Here is a 16,419-nt window from a genome sequence, read left to right as displayed (position 1 = left end):
ATGAACCCTTTAGTTGGAATTATTATGGGGAGCGATTCGGATCTGCCGGTTATGCAGGAGGCAGAAAATATCTTAAAGCAATTTAAAGTTCCCTATGAAATAACGATTGTGTCAGCACACAGAACACCTGACAGGCTATATTCCTATGCAAAGGAGGCAAAGGGAAGAGGAGTTAAGGTGATTATCGCCGGTGCCGGCGGAGCAGCTCATCTACCGGGAATGGTAGCATCTCTAACATCTCTACCGGTCATAGGAGTACCTGTAAAAAGTAGTAACTTAAGCGGCGTAGATTCGTTATATTCCATTGTACAGATGCCACCGGGTATACCGGTTGCAACCGTAGCGATTAACGGAGCTAAAAATGCAGGTATTTTAGCCGCACAGATACTTGGAATAGCTGATGAACATCTATATAATACGGTATGTAATTATAAAAAGGAACTGGAAACAATGGTTCTAGGCAAAGCAGAGGCTATGGAAAAAAGCCATTCAGAAGTTAAGTTGTAGAGAACGAGACGAGTTACAATAGAACGAATAAAAAATATAAGAAAAGCCATAATCAAATCAAAGATGGTGTTTTAATGAATACACTTAAGATTTTGTTTGGCTTTTTTTCTTTGCCCGTAACATGATGATAAATACGAAAGGTCATATAAAATATTCACTAATATTTTGCGATAAAAAGGGAATACCAAAACTAGATATCTCAATTTATCAAAAAATAAAATGAAAGAGAGTGAAGTATGTTATCATCAGGATTTATACAACATACCATTGATCTTGTTTTTGGTCTTGTAGGATTATTTATTGTAAGCAGAGTGATACGAAAAACCCAAATTAATCAGGTATCTCCGTTTGATTTTATATCCTCAATTGTATTAGGAGAATTACTTGGTAATGCAGTATATGATGAAAAGGTAAAGATATGGAGTATTCTTTATTCCTTCATTTTATGGACTATACTAATGCTATTAATTGAATTAATTACTCAAAAGTTTAGAAAGTCTAGAAAAGTTTTTGAAGGTGAGCCTGCAATCATAATTCGAAACGGGCAGTTTGATTATCAAGTAATGAAAAGAGAAAAATTAGATATTAATGAACTGCAGAGTATGTTGAGACAAAAAGATGTTTTTACCGTAAGAGAAGTTGAGTATGGTATTTTAGAACAAAACGGTGCATTAAGTATAATTAAAAAACCAAAGTATGATAAACCTACATTGGAGGATATGAATTTACCAACAAAATCGGTAAACCTTCCGACTAATCTAATTCTTGATGGAGAGGTTTTAAAAGATAATTTAAAAGCTATAGGTTTTGATGAGGATTGGTTAATAAAGCAGCTGCATAAGTATGGAATGCAAAGAATAGAAGATGTATTCTATGCGGAGTGGAAAAAGGATGAGGGTATACACGTAGTACCAAGAAACAAGATGTAACTGTGTATAATAAGAAAATAGCATTAAGATGTAATAGAATAAAAGATAGTAAAATGGATATAAGTGGAGCACGTTCATAAAAAGAGTTAGGTTTTTTTGAACGTGTTTTACTTACTTATTGCAGAGATTTTTATGTAATCGAACATATCCCTTCGTTCCTAAGATATTTAACCACCTTTTTAACAATATAGCAAATAAAATATCTGCATTCAAGTTGAAAAACACCTATATTTTAAACTACTGATATGATATACTTTTAGTATTATAGTATCCCTGTAATAAACAGAGTTACTAATATTCAACGATATTTAGTACAATATACAATCAAATATCTGAATAAGATGGATTTAGTTTCTGAACAAACAAAAACGATAATTTTTTGTATATAATTGTCTGATGACAGATGATATACAGAATGTGATTACAGCTAGGAGGATATGATGCATAACATAAAACAAAAAAGTACCCCGGAGAGACTATTATGGGCTCAGTTTGATGCCCTTCAGCTGGGTACGAAATGGGATGAGAAAGACATTACAAAACCTCAGATACTAATCGAAGATGTCTATGGAGACAGCCATCCGGGTAGTGTACATTTGAACCAGCTGACGGAACAGGCAAAATACGGAGTGTTTGAAAGTGGAGGTTTTCCTGCACAATTTCATACAACAGATCTTTGTGACGGTTGTGCGCAGGGGCATGATGGAATGAACTATATTCTGGCTTCCAGGGAAGCTATTTGTGATATGGTTGAGTTACATGGGTCTGTAACCCCATGGGATGGATTGATCTTATCTGCTTCTTGTGATAAATCCGTTCCGGCTCATCTTAAGGCTGCAGCTAGATTAGATATCCCGACCATATTTATACCGGGAGGAAGCATGCGTCCCAGTCCATACATGACTACTTCTATGGTTGCAGGAGATATCTCCCTAAGGCAAAAAAGAGAAGGGGAGATAACCAATCAGGAAATTCGAGATTATAAGATCACCGGCTGCCCTTCCTGTGGAGCTTGTGCATTTCTTGGAACAGCCAGTACAATGCAATGTATGGCGGAAGCCTTAGGACTAGCGTTACCCGGTTCTGCACTGGCACCAGCTACCATGAGAGATATCCTGCAGTATTCCAGAGATGCGGGACGTAAGATTATGAATTTGATTTCACTTAATCTTACTGCCGGAAAAATTATGACAAGAGATGCATTTATGAATGCCTTTATTATACATAGTGCCATTGGAGGCTCAACAAATGCCATGATACATCTTCCATCCATAGCAAGAGAATTAGGAATCGAAATAGATCCATCAGAAATTGATGAAATTAATCATAAGATACCTCATCTGGGTAATGTAACACCCAGCGGAGAGCATGAAACAGAAGCGTTCTGGTTTGCAGGTGGCGTACCTATGGTTCAATATCTGTTAAAAGATTATCTTAACCTAGATGTCCTTACCGTAACCGGTAAGACTTTAGGTGAAAATCTTGAAGACATGGAAAAAGATAATTTCTATGGCCGTAATCTGGGTTATCTGGCGAATTACGGATTGACTAGAGATCAAGTGATATTTCCGCCGGAGAAAGCGGAGGAAAAAGGGTCAATTGCGTTCCTTAAGGGTAATATTGCAACGGAGGGTTCTGTTGTAAAATATTCCGCATGCGTAAAAGAACTTCATATTCATAAAGGGCCAGCAAGAGTCTTCAATTCAGAAGAAGAAGCCCATAAGGCAGTAGTAACCGGTAAGATTAATCCAGGGGATGTGGTAGTCATTCGTTATGAAGGACCCAGAGGCTCCGGTATGCCTGAGATGTTTATGACCACGGAAGCAATTGTATGCGATAAAAGATTAAACGGCAAGGTTTCTCTTATTACCGACGGAAGATTCTCCGGAGCCACCAGAGGTGCGGCGATCGGACATATCTCCCCTGAGGCAGCGGTGGGCGGACCGATTGCGTTTCTGAAAGACGGGGACATTATAGAATATAACATTCCCCTAAGAACAATTAACTGTGTGGGAATAGCCGGTAAGGAAATGTCTCCGGAAGAAGTAGAACAGATACTAAAAGAGAGATCGAAAGAAGGGATTATACCGAGACCGGATAGAAAAGGTTTATTAAAGAGATATACCTCTTTAGCTCTTTCTGCCATGAAAGGAGCAGGCTACGAATAAATCAAAATAAGCAAAGGAGATTTGGGTATCAATGGAAGCGAAATTTATCACACCTGTTGTTACAGCGTTTGACAAGAACGGTAATCTGGATCTACAGGCGAATAAAAATATATGGGATTTTGTTATTAAAGGTGGCGTAGATGCAATCATTCTGATGGGTAGTACCGGAGAGTTTTTTGCTATGCCTTTAGAGCAGAGAAAAGAATTAATTATAGCGGCAGCAAAGCATATTAATCACAGGGTTCCCTTGATTGTTGGCACAAGCTGCATGCAACTTAATGAGACCATAGAGTTAACCAAGTTTTCGAAGGAACAGGGGGCAGATGCTGTTATATTAGTTCCCCCTTACTATTTTTCTTTACCGGATCAATGCGTTGAAGATTACTTTTGTCAGATAGCTAGGGAAGTTGATATTAACATTTATCTGTATAACTATCCGGAAAGGGTCGGTTATGATCTGAAACCGGATGTCATCTTAAACCTATGCAGAAAGAACAAAAATATCGTAGGTTGTAAGGATACTGTCATAAATATGGCACATACCAGAGAAATTATAAAAAAGGTTTTACCGGATTTCCCAAAGTTTGAAGTCTTATCTGGCTATGATGATTTTTTTGCTCACAATGTTTTAAGCGGAGGCAGCGGTACCATAGGTGGCTTATCAAACGTTGCACCGGAAGTAAGCACCGGTTGGGTAAAGGCTTTTCGTAATAATGATGCCATGGGCATGGCATTTTTTCAAAAGCAGATGGATATCTTAGCCGGTTTGTTTGAATTTGGGGTACCCTTTGTTCCACTTGTAAAAAAAGCCATGATGTTACGTGGAATAGAGATGGAGGATTACTGTACACCTCCACTATTAAGGGCAAGTGAGGAGCAGACGGTAAAGATCAAAGAGATTTTGCGTAAAGTTAATATAACATTTATTGAGTAACGGAATAAAATAAGTTAAAAAATGTTGAATGGATTAAGATACGTAATGATTAAAAAATATGTATTGCTGATACGAGCCGAAATATAGGGATGTATTCGAATGTTAGTGAAACCCTATGCTCTGTCAATTATATCATGAGGTAGTCTTTGATATATTACTATTTATTACACTTATCTATAAAATTGTAGAGATTTATTTATAAAATTGACTACACAGGTATAATATGGTAACTTATACAGTAAATGTAATAGAAGGAGTGATAATCATGCAATACATAGACTTTGGTAAGTCAAATAGGCAGATATCAAGGTTCGGAATGGGATGTATGAGATTTCCCAGAACGAAGGCAGAAGACGGCTCTGAAATCATTGACGAAAAAGAAGCAATTAAGATGATTCGGTATGCGATAGATCATGGTGTTAATTATATGGACACAGCATATTCGTATCCCGGTAGTGAAGTTGTTTTAGGAAAGGCATTAAAGGATGGTTATCGGGAAAAAGTTATGATTGAAACAAAAAGCCCATCTTGGGCAATTAATTGCCCTGAGGACTTCCAAAAATTCTTTGATGAGGAGATAGAACGTCTGCAAGTAGATTATATTGATACTTATCTCTTTCATTGTCTTGACCGTAGTAATTGGGAGAAAGTCAAGAAAAACGGTGGTTTTGAATTCATGGAAAAGCTGAAAAAGGAAGGAAAAATTAAGAATATAGGCTTTTCCTTTCATGCAGATTATGAGTTGTTTACCGAAATTGTTGATGCCTATTCATGGGATACCTGTCTGATACAGCTCAACATTCTGGATCAAAACCATCAAGCCGGATTAAAGGGGCTTAAATATGCAGCAGATAGAGGGATTTCGGTAGTAATAATGGAACCTTTAAAGGGTGGCATGATCGGTACTAAGGTACCGGAGGAAGTAGATCAGCTTTTAGATAATTATGATGATAAGAGAAGTCTGGTCGAATGGGCATTTCGTTGGCTTTATCATTATAAAGAAGCTAAAGTGATCCTTAGTGGTGTCAGTAACATGCAGCAGCTGGAGGATAATTTAAGAATCTTTTCCAAGGCTGAAAGTGGTGTTATGAGCGAGAAAGACATGGAACTAATCACCGGAATTCAGGATATCTATCGCAGAAAAGTAAAGGTAGGCTGTACCGGTTGTGGTTATTGTATGCCCTGTCCATCCGATGTTAATATTCCGGAGATATTTAAGATCTATAATGATTCTCAACTTACTGACTGGTCAGAATTTGGAAAGACATTCTATCACCTGATAGCTTCCACTTCCGGTAAGGATGCCTCCAATTGCACCGCCTGCAGACTTTGTGAAAGCCATTGTCCTCAGAATATACAGATAGCTGACGTTCTTAAGGAAGCTCATCTGGCTTTTACACAATCATAGTACTAAAACAAATAAAAGATATTAATAAAAGTGTTAAAGGATATGCTGGGAATTGAAACGACCTCCATAAGTTAGATCTAGAAATCTAACTTATAGGAGGTTATTTTTTTGTTTAAAAATATGGTTTTGGTTTTGAGAAACAAAAGTAGAAATGTATATATTCGGTTAAGATGGTTATGGTTACTTATCTAAAATGTATATGCTTTAAACAATATTGTATTTGTAATAGTACATACCAAATTTATAATAAAGAATGTTAATCTGATATTTACATACAAATTAAATATCAATGTTGTGATTGATGTAAAAATATATTTAAAATCAATATATTTCACAATAAAATCCTAAAAACTTGACATTTGTCTATATTTATATACAATAAATATAAAGGTTTGTTTACAATTGTATTGATAATGTTATATAAGCAGATAAGATATACGGTACTTGATAAGTGATAATGTGTTTTGCTTAACGTATATTAATCATACAAAAATGTAAATGAACTCATATTAATATGAAAATAGGAGGATACTTAGGATGACTGAAGCAGCTACATTAAAATGTGAAATGAGAAAGAATGTAACAAAGGCCGAGAACAAGAGGTTATTGAGAGAAGGATATATAATCGGAGTTATATTCGGTAAAGGTTTGGAATCCAATCCTGTGGCAGTTAAGAAAGAAGATCTTAGGAAAACCATGAAGGAAAATGGCAGAAACTCTGTGATGAAATTAAAAGTAAGCAGGAAGAGTTATAATGTAATGATAAAGAATATCCAAACAACTCCCCTAAAATATGAATATTATCATGTGGATTTTCAACAGGTATCCCTTACAGAAACAGTGAAGGCAGAGGTTCCAATTAAATTCCTTGGATTAGAGTATTTTGAAAACACAAGACTGATTTTAAACAGACATATGGATTCACTTCTAATATCAGGTTTACCTCAGGACATTCCCCAAGCAATCGAATGTGATATTTCACATGCAAACGTTGGTGATACCATCCATGTGAGTGATCTGAAACTTAATTCGGGTATTACAACCGAAGTGGATTCTACCCATGTAGTAGCAACGGTAAGTGAATCTAAGATGAAAGAAGAAACAGAAGAAGAGGAAACATTAGTAACCAGTGAAATTGCTATGAGTATCAGTGAGTAATTAATAAAGCAATTTTCAATAAAAAGTATTGAATAAAATTTCGTCCGAATCATATATCAATAAAAAGAGGCTTGGAAAACATTGTAGGAAAGTTATGAATATTAGTATGATAACTTTCGGTGAGATGTTTTCAAGCCTCTTTTAATGTTTTACATAAAAAGCCTTCAAGGCAGGATATCTGATTTTACTTTACGAAAACCATATTATCAATTCTAGCAGTTATAGTTTTAGACCATAACCATTGATTGGTTGAACTGTCATCAAAATAGAACATTGCGTTCTTGCTTGGATCACTACCATAAAGTGCAGCCCATGCAGCTCGAATTGAAGCATCTGAAGCAGGTTTCTCAATAAAACCGTTTTTTACGGGAGTGAACTGATGATAACCACCTGAAACATGATATATTACGGAAGTAATGGTAGATGGCCAATCCGGACTTTGAACTCTGTTAACTACAACTCCGCCGACAGCTACCATAGCAGCATATTCTTCACCGCCGGCCTCTGCCATAATTAGACGGGCTAATAAATCAACCTCAGCATTTGTGTAGGGGATTACGGTACCACCAACCGGTTTGACAGTAGGAATGGTGATTTGCTGCCCGGGGTAAATTAAGTTGTCCCATTTATTATTTGCCTGTCTTAAGGAAGTAACAGGAACACCAAATTTCTTGGCTATCAGATAGATTGAGTCGCCGTTTTGTACCGTATAGCTTTCTGCCCTTACATTTAAGGTCTGGCCCGGAAAAATCCAATCTGAGCTAAGATTATTGTCTGTTTTTAGGGTGCTGATGGATGTATTAAATAATTGGCCTATCTTATATAATGAGTCATTAGGAACGATTGTGTAAACAGCAGCATGCGCAGTCGATGAAAATATAGTAATGGAAAGAAGAACACTTGCTGCAACGGATAGAGACTTTTTAATAATGTTCATAGGAACCTCCTTCTATAATAAAGAAAATCACAAGTGTTGTATTACATATTCTATTGTATAGGAACCCTATGCATAAAAGCTATACAGTTTTACTGGGTATGTAGGAAAACGTATTCATATTTGCATATAATTGTTACATAAATATTAAATATAATTAATAATACGTTAAAAAAATAGGAATATTATGGTGAAGTTCATATCATATATTAAAATAAAATCAAAAAAGGGGTATGGTATAGAAGGATAGATTTATATGAAATGATTTTAGGGAAGGAGTATTTGAAATGCTTTTATATGATCAAGGCCGCGCTATATATAGTAAATAATGTATAAAATTGAATATAAAATAATAATCTATATCAGTTATATGAGATTAGTAAACAATTTTCATAATAGCAAAGCATATAACGGGACATAGGGTTGTCTACACGGAAAAATTATTCTCATTTGCCAATTAGTGAAGAAAAAACCTTATGTCCTGTTGTATCCTAATGTTTTTATTCTGTGAGATTTTAACCCACAGTTTGTCTTAAGAAAAGATATACTCATGGGCTGACAATTATACTACTATTGTCGATAAAGATATTAGTATACAAATTCTACAGTAACACTAGCTTCAATCTGTTTTTTACCTGGTTCTACAGGTGTAGTGTACGATCCTTCTCTTGCAGTATTATATTGTCTGAAGGGTATTGGTTGGGTACTGTTTTCTGTAATTTGAATCGGTTTGGGATCCATATGTGTTTGCAAACTGTTTTCTGCTATAGATTTCGCCTTCTCAAAAGCGTTAAGAATAGCCAAATTAAGAGCCTGTTGATAATAAAAATCAGTATTTGATATCTCAAAAGAGATAAATTCAACTAAATTGGCTCCATAATTAACTGCAGTATCGATTACCGGTCCAACCATACTCATATCGCTTAATGTTATTTCAAAGATATTACGGACAGAATAACCGCGATCAACCCGAACCCCTTCATCGTAGTCATATACCCGATCTATCGTGTATTGATCGGTTTTGATATCTGTGACTCCCATTTGTCTAAGAGCCTGTAGAATTGCTTGGCTTAGTTCGGCATTTTCCTGTTGGAGTTCTGTCAGACTAGTTCCATTTGTTTGTACACCAAGTCTGACTATAGCAATATCAGGGAGCGCCGTTACCTGACCCTTTCCTATTAAGGTCATGGTATTATGAGTTTGACAGTTTTCATTACACGTTTTCATATATTTATACTCCGAGTTTATTATAGTTTAATATATGAAAGTATACAGTAAAATTACACGATTAGATAATTGTATACAAATAAAAAATGATGAATTTAACCTAATATAGAAGCATCCTACTTGAGATACCTATAATCTCTTGTTATGATAATAAATATAGGAAGGGATGAGGGTACAACTTAATCGCGCATGATATGTAAATCTATGTTACATAAGATAACCCAACGCATACTTATTATGGATATACCGGTATATAATTAAATGAGGTGAATTTTAATATGATATTATTTTAAGGAGATGAAAATTCATTGTTAGATGTGCAAAGCAGTTATAAACTTTTTACTAAAGCATACTATGGTCTACTATTAGGATTGAATGCCTTGACCATTATATTAGGGGTAATCTATCTTCTTTATGGAGGAAACCCTTCTTTCAAAATACATTTGGAATTTTACTATTGATAGCGTTGCTGAGTAATATTAGCAGCGCATATTATGAGAAGAATAATGGAATACTTGGTAATTTATATTTAAGCTTCTCTATGGTTTTCATGTTTACATTACCATTTATTAATATGATAGTGTCAGCTTTACCACTCCATTATAAATCACAATCAATTTTCTCCATAATATTAATTTTTTCTTTGTTATTCATTGGAGGCAACATAGCATTTACAAACCTAATCAAAAAAGTTGACAAAGATAGTTCAGAACCCCAAAAATCAATGATAAGAAATAGAGATTTACATAAGACATATCATACGATAATAATATTTCTTCTGAGTATGGGATTAATCATTGGTTTTCTACTAGCCATTAATATGTTAAGACTGGAAAAAGGTTGGTTTTCTGAAATTTTTGTTTCAGAAATTGCTTTGTTTTTTGCCATAGGGTTTTTAAGTCTTGGAGTGTTATTATATAAAAAATTAAGTAGAGATTGTTATCGTTTTATTAAGGTAATCATCAGAACCTTAACTATAGCAATTTTCTTACTATGCTTATTACCTTTTGTATTCATCCCGGTTTTATTAAAGAATGCAAAAGATAGTTATGAAACAGCTTTTATAAGGAATGGGAACGAGAGTGCCTCAATTCCCATATCTGAGAGTGATTTTTACCGTAATTCAGCCTTTCTACTGCCGGAATATTTTCTGGGAACAGCTTCAAAACCATATCAAGTGGAGGAAAATATTCTTTTTTATGAAGGAAGCGAGGGAGTAGATGAAGGTCTTAAGCTTCATTTTGATGTGTATACTCCGACTGCTAAAAAGCAACTACCCGGAGGAAATTCGGTTCTAATTCGTATCCATGGCGGAGGATGGACCATGGGCGATAAGGGTATGTTTAATTTTACACAGATGAATAAATATTTTGCTGCTCAGGGATATGTTGTATTTGATATCCAATATGGCTTAAGCAATCAGGAACAGTTATTTGACTTTGTGCCGGTAAAAGAGAGTCGTAAAGGAGATTTTACAATTGATGATATGGTAAGACATATTGGAATTTTTATTAAATTCTTGGCAGATCACAAGGAGGACTATAATGCGAATACAGATTCAGTATTTATCTCCGGCGGATCTGCAGGAGGGCAATTGGCTCTGGCAGTGGGGCTTGGTGTTTCATCGGGTAACTATCAGGATATTCTCGATAACAGAATTATCGTAAAGGGCTTAATTCCTTTTTATCCTGCAGTGGATCTATCCAGGAGTATGAATATTGGTGGTCAGGAATCTTTAGTGAATCCGTCTTTATTGGTTAAAAAAGAAAGCCCACCCTGCCTGATTTATCAAGGAAATCATGATGGGTTGGTAGACTTATCAGTTTCTGAAAAATTTCAAAGAGCATACATAGAGGCAGGGAATAATGAATGTGCAATGATAAAAATGCCCTTTGGAGGCCATGCCAGTGATTTTTACTTTTCCGGCTATTATAATCAGGTATTTCTCTATTATATGGAACGTTTTATGTACCAATATAGGTAATGTTTTCATTTTTTTAAGAAACTTTCGATATGATATTGACTTTTTGTCAACATAGAATAAACTAAGATTAGAAATATAAAACGCCTACCTAAAACATAATTAAGAACTTATCAATAAATAAATTAGGAATTAAGTTATGAAAGAAAGGAGTTAATTATGAAGGTTGGAATTATCGTTCACTCACACACCGGTAATACCCTCAGCGTTGCTGAAAAAATGAAGGAAACTTTATTGGCAGCCGGGCACACGGTAAACTTGGAACGAGTTGAGGCTGTCAATGAAGACCCTAACGAAGCTATGAAAACAGAATTAAAAACCGCACCGGATATTACGGGATATGATGCCTATGTATTTGGTGCCCCGATTCGAGCATTTTCTTTATCTCCGGTAATGCTTAAGTACCTGAAACAGGTCTCAAGCATGGACGGTAAGAAGGCAAGTTGTTTTGTAACTCAGCAGTTTCCTTTTGCATGGATGGGAGGAAACCGTGGTGTAAAACAGATGAAAAATGCCTGTCTTACAAAAGGGGCTGAAATTTTAGACATCGGAGTAGTTAATTGGTCCAGTAAAAAACGGGAGGATATGATAACGGACGTGGTTAGCAGGTTATGTAAGCTGTCATAAGAATAATCGCAATCTGACAAAAGTAAGGTATTACGTTTACCGAGTCATTATCAGATTCCCAATGTGGTACATATTTATATAAAAATATTAATATAGCAAGGGGTTGTTGCAAAATTTATTTGCACAATCCCTTTTCTCTATGACGAGATATCCATGTATATCTATTGTACCACCACATTTATTACCTTAATAAACGGATATTATTATGAAGAACTTATGTTAGTATTTTTAGTCATAATCAACATTGTCTACGATTTATAGTTGATTAATAAAAAGTGTTTTGGTATTATGGTAAAGAATTCTAAAAAAGATAGCAGATACAAGAAGTGAAATCAAAACCAAAATACAGGAGGTTATATATGAATACATTTATTTTTGATCTTGATGGTACTTTACTGCCAATGAATCAGGAGGAGTTTTTAGATACTTACTTTAAGTTATTGGCTATGAAGTCTGCTCCCTATGGTTTGGAAGCACAAGGACTTATTAAAGCTGTTTGGGTAGGAACTAAAGCGATGATAGACAATGACGGATCTATGACCAATGAACAGCGGTTTTGGGATGTGTTTTCCGGTGTTTTGGGAGAGAAGGTTCGTAAGATGGCTCCTGTATTTGAAGAATTTTATCAAAATGAATTTAATAAAGCAAAGGTAGCTACAAAGACGAATCCGATTGCTAAGGATTGTATTGATCTTTTAAAAAGCAAAGGATATCGTCTTGCTCTGGCAACCAATCCGGTATTTCCAAGAGTTGCCACCTTACAAAGAATACAATGGGCAGGACTTAATCAAGAAGATTTTGAGTGGATAACAACCTATGAAAATTCGTCTTATTGTAAACCTAATCTGGAATACTACAAGGCAATTCTAAGAGAAATCCATAGGGAGCCTGAGGAATGTATTATGATAGGTAATGATATTAAAGAAGACATGTGTGTGAAAGAGCTTGGTATGGAAACATTCTTATTAAAGGATTGTTTGATTAATAACGTTGGTGAAGACATTACTGTGTATCGTCAGGGAGATTTTAATAGTCTTTTGAACTATATAAAGGAACTTCCTGATTTAACAGAGGTAAATTAATTAACAATGAATTAGATATTGAATAGATACGATTTCTAAAATGATTATAGCTATCGTACTATTATATAAAAAAACACAGTGTATAGGCTTCTTCCTTCTTATAGAAGCCTATACACTGTATACTTTTCTCCTGTAGTCTATCTAATAATTCATCCTCATGAAAACCGGAAGTAGGGCTGTCCAAACCAGATGGGACAGATTAACAAGGGTATATAAGGTTAAGGATATATTGATTCCGATATTTGCTGCCCTTAATTGGGAAGTATCAGAGATACATATTTTACGATAAAGATAATACAAGAGCAAAGCCGGCAATATGATTTTTAGCATAAAACTGGCAAATGGACTTTTAACAGCATTCACCATAAGTATGTTCACTTCTGCAAAGTAACCGGTCTGTAATAATAATAGGGTAAAAATAATATCCGTTACATTCAAAAGATAAAGAATAAACAGCTTTTTCTTTATTGAGTCTAAAGTAGAATTTTTAATAAAAGCAATCATCTTTTACACCTCCTTGACAGAAGTATTGCCAGATGATTAAAAGATAAACGTATTTATATAAAATTTACCATATAATGTTAAACTACAATCATTCTGTTACATGATAAATTTGATGTATCCATCATATATACCAATAATGTTTCTACTTCTTAATTGGAATAAATCGTAGATTAATATTGATCAATTTAGTATTTACTCCATAGGTATTGTCTTTATATCCAGAGAACGGATAAGAATTAATACAGCGAATATAAGGTTACTATCATTTATGCCATCCGGATTTATCATATAAATTAATATACGAATATTAATAGGTTGAATTTATTTACGCATCCATAATTACCGGTAGTCTAACATATAATTAACTGATGGATAAGTACAGGGAATGAATGTAATGGCGAATAATGAATTTTATACTTTCAGGGAATTTATGAGGAAGGATCAGGATATTCTATCACCTTCGGCAGAAGACTATATAGAAATGATTTACAGATTATCTGAAAAATATGGGTTTACCAGGGTTCATGATCTGGCCGCTGCATTAAATGTTCAACCTCCTTCGGTAACGAAGATGATACAAAAGCTAGCTGATATGAACTTAATTAAGTATGAGCGATATGGGGTAATTATGCTGGAGCCCAGCGGGGTAATAACGGGCAAGGCTTTGCTGATGCGTCATAATCTGGTTGAGAAGTTTCTTGAATTTTTAAACATAACCGATGGTTTACTGGAGGAAACTGAAAAGATTGAACATACAATGAATGAGGAAATCTTATGTGGAATCAAGGATTTGCTTGATTTCTTTCAACAATACCCCGGTCTTTGGGAGGATTTTATGGAATTTCGAAATCATAGAATGGAGCAGTAGAAGAGAGCTGCAAGATGACAGATTGATAGATAGATAGTCTACCTATAATTATAAAGAAAACATGAAGAAGGTGGGTTATGAGCTTCTAAGTAGATTCATAGAGAACATATTACTATGTTTCTCTAACGGGTACTTACATTGAGTTCACATCCCACCCTTTAAATTCATGACAAGTAAAGCAACTTACCGTTTTGTTTTGGATGTTTTTTCTTACGATAGACCGATTTCATCTATTGAGTGCAAATGCAGTGATCAGTAAACCTATGCTTCTTATGGTATGAATAATAATAAGCTGACAGCCATTACAACCATACCGGCTACAAGACCGTATATGGATAGATGGTGTTCACCGTATTCCTCAGCAGAAGGTAGCAGTTCATCCAAAGAGATATATACCATAATACCGGCTACTCCTGCGAAGATAATACCAAATAAAGTATCACTCATAAACGGCATTAAGATCAGGTAGCCAACGATAGCACCGACCGGTTCGGATAGACCGGACAGGAAGGAATATAGAAATGCTTTTTTACGGCTTCCTGTAGCATAATAAACAGGTACCGATACTGCGATACCTTCCGGTATATTATGAATGGCAATAGCCACGGCTATGGGGATAGCAATGGTCGGCTCTTGAAGGGCAGATACAAAAGTTGCAAGACCCTCCGGAAAGTTATGAATACCAACCGCTAAAGCAGTGAATACACCCATACGTAACAACTTGGCATTAGTGGTACTTTTCGCATCCTTTGAATTAATATCTTCAACTTTATACATATCATGAGGGTTTTCTCCGCTGGGAACTAATTTATCAATGATAGCAATTAATAACATTCCTCCGAAAAAAGAACCTACGGTTAACCAAGATCCTGCTTTCATGCCCAGCTCAGCAGTAAGAGAATCCTTGGCCTTAAAAAAGATTTCAACCATGGAAACATAAATCATTACCCCGGCTGAAAAACCCAGACTGATTGATAAAAACTTAGTGTTGGTCTTTTTGGTAAAGAATGCCAACGCACTTCCAATACCGGTACTAAGACCTGCAAAAAGTGTTAACGAAAAAGCAAATAAAATTTCGTTCATTTCGATGTCCTCCATTATGTATTATTTAAGATTAGGCTAAACTTTATAAGTATGATAAACACGAATACATTAATAATCATTTTAATAATAGTTATTATTTTTATATATTATATTTGATTTCATAAAATCTGTAAAGCAAGAAATAATTAGTTGATGAAAAATTGTGGGAGCAGTTACAATTCAAATCACATATTGATATTAATTTTAGGATAACTTATAATACTTTTTATAAAACCGTATCTAGATTATATTTAATAAAGCGGATTAATAAAGGTTAAGGACTGATAAACGAATGAAACACCTTACAATTAACAATATCCCAATTGAAATAGAGAGAAAGAAAATCAAGAACATGTACCTTAGGATTCTTCCACCGGATGGGAGAATCCATATTTCTGTCCCTAATAAAATACCTGAGGAAGCGATTAAAAATTTTGTAATATCCAAAAGGGACTGGATCAAGAAACAACAGCAAAGAATAAAACAGCGACAGGAGATGTTACCGGAGAGATCAGATCCGGACTATGTTTCGGGGGAAGAGGTTTTCTTATGGGGCAGAAAATATCTGTTACAAATTCGATATGATGAGAGATATAATCAGGTGGAATTAAGGGATAATGATCTCATAATTATGGTTAAGGATAATGAGAAAGATTGTACCACTTTACAACGGCGTAAATTGTTAAACGAATATTATCGGAAAGCTTTAAACCGCGAAATTCCGCCACTGATGGAAAAATGGCAAGCTGTAATTGGTGTTCAGGCTAAGGAATGGAGAATTCGAGATATGAAAACCAGATGGGGTACCTGTAATATCAGGGATAAGCGAATATGGTTAAGTCTAAATCTTGCGAAAAAACCTTTGGATTGTCTCGAGTATGTCGTGGTTCATGAATTAGTACATCTGTTAGAGAAAAGTCATAATCATGTTTTTAAGGCTTATATGAATCAATACCTACCTCAGTGGCGACTACTTAAATTCACATTAAATCAGTAGTTTGTATTAGAC

General features: G+C 35.0%; 15 protein-coding genes. 11 read left to right on the top strand and 4 right to left on the bottom strand.

Translation table 11 applies throughout. The features are described 5' to 3' along the window. From purE to I5677_RS12885, 6 genes are all read left to right on the top strand, one after another. Window positions 1-507, top strand: a complete 507-nt coding sequence (purE, locus tag I5677_RS12910) for a 5-(carboxyamino)imidazole ribonucleotide mutase (RefSeq protein ID WP_197662046.1) — start codon at window positions 1-3, stop codon at window positions 505-507. A 236-nt stretch (window positions 508-743) separates the two neighbouring features. Next, window positions 744-1,436: a DUF421 domain-containing protein gene (locus I5677_RS12905; RefSeq protein WP_197662045.1), complete on the top strand. Its 693-nt coding sequence runs from the start codon at window positions 744-746 to the stop codon at window positions 1,434-1,436. Window positions 1,437-1,885: 449 nt separating this feature from the next. After that, entirely contained in the window at window positions 1,886-3,604 is a 1,719-nt protein-coding gene (gene ilvD / locus I5677_RS12900; protein WP_408632542.1) for a dihydroxy-acid dehydratase, read from the top strand. A 31-nt stretch (window positions 3,605-3,635) separates the two neighbouring features. Further along, entirely contained in the window at window positions 3,636-4,538 is a 903-nt protein-coding gene (locus I5677_RS12895) for a dihydrodipicolinate synthase family protein (RefSeq protein ID WP_197662043.1), read from the top strand. A gap of 265 nt (window positions 4,539-4,803) precedes the next feature. Further along, window positions 4,804-5,946, top strand: coding sequence for an aldo/keto reductase (locus I5677_RS12890; RefSeq protein WP_197662042.1), 1,143 nt, complete (start codon window positions 4,804-4,806; stop codon window positions 5,944-5,946). A 537-nt stretch (window positions 5,947-6,483) separates the two neighbouring features. Continuing rightward, complete coding sequence (locus I5677_RS12885; protein ID WP_197662041.1) at window positions 6,484-7,104, top strand: 50S ribosomal protein L25; 621 nt, start codon at window positions 6,484-6,486, stop codon at window positions 7,102-7,104. A 184-nt stretch (window positions 7,105-7,288) separates the two neighbouring features. Here the strand turns inward: I5677_RS12885 and I5677_RS12880 are convergent, their stop codons facing one another. Both I5677_RS12880 and I5677_RS12875 read right to left on the bottom strand, forming a co-directional pair. After that, window positions 7,289-8,041 (bottom strand): LysM peptidoglycan-binding domain-containing protein, encoded by a 753-nt coding sequence (locus I5677_RS12880; RefSeq protein WP_197662040.1) that lies wholly within the window; start codon window positions 8,039-8,041, stop codon window positions 7,289-7,291. A 585-nt stretch (window positions 8,042-8,626) separates the two neighbouring features. Next, window positions 8,627-9,265: an SIMPL domain-containing protein gene (locus I5677_RS12875; RefSeq protein ID WP_197662039.1), complete on the bottom strand. Its 639-nt coding sequence runs from the start codon at window positions 9,263-9,265 to the stop codon at window positions 8,627-8,629. Between the two features lie 724 nt (window positions 9,266-9,989). On the opposite strand from I5677_RS12875, the gene I5677_RS12870 reads away from it, so the two are divergent. The 3 genes from I5677_RS12870 (at window position 9,990) to I5677_RS12860 (ending at window position 12,955) form a co-directional block, all read left to right on the top strand. Continuing rightward, window positions 9,990-11,249: an alpha/beta hydrolase gene (locus tag I5677_RS12870; RefSeq protein WP_197662038.1), complete on the top strand. Its 1,260-nt coding sequence runs from the start codon at window positions 9,990-9,992 to the stop codon at window positions 11,247-11,249. Window positions 11,250-11,405: 156 nt separating this feature from the next. Beyond that, window positions 11,406-11,873, top strand: a complete 468-nt coding sequence (locus I5677_RS12865) for a flavodoxin family protein (protein WP_197662037.1) — start codon at window positions 11,406-11,408, stop codon at window positions 11,871-11,873. 359 nt (window positions 11,874-12,232) lie between these two features. Beyond that, window positions 12,233-12,955: an HAD family hydrolase gene (locus tag I5677_RS12860; protein ID WP_197662036.1), complete on the top strand. Its 723-nt coding sequence runs from the start codon at window positions 12,233-12,235 to the stop codon at window positions 12,953-12,955. Between the two features lie 141 nt (window positions 12,956-13,096). Here the strand turns inward: I5677_RS12860 and I5677_RS12855 are convergent, their stop codons facing one another. After that, window positions 13,097-13,459 carry a DUF5658 family protein gene (locus tag I5677_RS12855; RefSeq protein ID WP_197662035.1) on the bottom strand — a complete coding sequence of 121 codons (363 nt, stop codon included), beginning with the start codon at window positions 13,457-13,459 and terminating at the stop codon, window positions 13,097-13,099. A 394-nt stretch (window positions 13,460-13,853) separates the two neighbouring features. Here I5677_RS12855 and I5677_RS12850 point away from each other — a divergent pair, with 394 nt between their 5' ends. Then, window positions 13,854-14,327 (top strand): metal-dependent transcriptional regulator, encoded by a 474-nt coding sequence (locus tag I5677_RS12850; RefSeq protein WP_197662034.1) that lies wholly within the window; start codon window positions 13,854-13,856, stop codon window positions 14,325-14,327. 270 nt (window positions 14,328-14,597) lie between these two features. Here I5677_RS12850 and zupT read toward each other — a convergent pair whose 3' ends face one another. Beyond that, window positions 14,598-15,410, bottom strand: coding sequence for a zinc transporter ZupT (gene zupT / locus I5677_RS12845; RefSeq protein ID WP_197662033.1), 813 nt, complete (start codon window positions 15,408-15,410; stop codon window positions 14,598-14,600). Window positions 15,411-15,702: 292 nt separating this feature from the next. On the opposite strand from zupT, the gene I5677_RS12840 reads away from it, so the two are divergent. Next, window positions 15,703-16,407, top strand: coding sequence for a M48 family metallopeptidase (locus I5677_RS12840; protein ID WP_197662032.1), 705 nt, complete (start codon window positions 15,703-15,705; stop codon window positions 16,405-16,407). Window positions 16,408-16,419 lie beyond the last annotated feature (12 nt).

Source organism: Mobilitalea sibirica, assembly GCF_015999265.1.
Taxonomy (GTDB): domain Bacteria; phylum Bacillota; class Clostridia; order Lachnospirales; family Lachnospiraceae; genus Mobilitalea; species Mobilitalea sibirica.
Note: the sequence above shows the minus strand (reverse complement) of the source record. Positions and strands in the feature narration are given on the sequence as shown.

Coding starts and splice junctions, on each gene's coding strand:
- purE (WP_197662046.1), top strand. CDS start 1: ATGAACCCTTTAGTTGGAATTATTATGGGGAGCGATTCGGATCTGCCG.
- I5677_RS12840 (WP_197662032.1), top strand. CDS start 15,703: ATGAAACACCTTACAATTAACAATATCCCAATTGAAATAGAGAGAAAG.
- zupT (WP_197662033.1), bottom strand. CDS start 15,410: ATGAACGAAATTTTATTTGCTTTTTCGTTAACACTTTTTGCAGGTCTT.
- I5677_RS12880 (WP_197662040.1), bottom strand. CDS start 8,041: ATGAACATTATTAAAAAGTCTCTATCCGTTGCAGCAAGTGTTCTTCTT.
- I5677_RS12870 (WP_197662038.1), top strand. CDS start 9,990: ATGATAAGAAATAGAGATTTACATAAGACATATCATACGATAATAATA.
- I5677_RS12890 (WP_197662042.1), top strand. CDS start 4,804: ATGCAATACATAGACTTTGGTAAGTCAAATAGGCAGATATCAAGGTTC.
- I5677_RS12905 (WP_197662045.1), top strand. CDS start 744: ATGTTATCATCAGGATTTATACAACATACCATTGATCTTGTTTTTGGT.
- I5677_RS12875 (WP_197662039.1), bottom strand. CDS start 9,265: ATGAAAACGTGTAATGAAAACTGTCAAACTCATAATACCATGACCTTA.
- I5677_RS12885 (WP_197662041.1), top strand. CDS start 6,484: ATGACTGAAGCAGCTACATTAAAATGTGAAATGAGAAAGAATGTAACA.
- I5677_RS12855 (WP_197662035.1), bottom strand. CDS start 13,459: ATGATTGCTTTTATTAAAAATTCTACTTTAGACTCAATAAAGAAAAAG.
- I5677_RS12895 (WP_197662043.1), top strand. CDS start 3,636: ATGGAAGCGAAATTTATCACACCTGTTGTTACAGCGTTTGACAAGAAC.
- I5677_RS12850 (WP_197662034.1), top strand. CDS start 13,854: ATGGCGAATAATGAATTTTATACTTTCAGGGAATTTATGAGGAAGGAT.
- I5677_RS12860 (WP_197662036.1), top strand. CDS start 12,233: ATGAATACATTTATTTTTGATCTTGATGGTACTTTACTGCCAATGAAT.
- I5677_RS12865 (WP_197662037.1), top strand. CDS start 11,406: ATGAAGGTTGGAATTATCGTTCACTCACACACCGGTAATACCCTCAGC.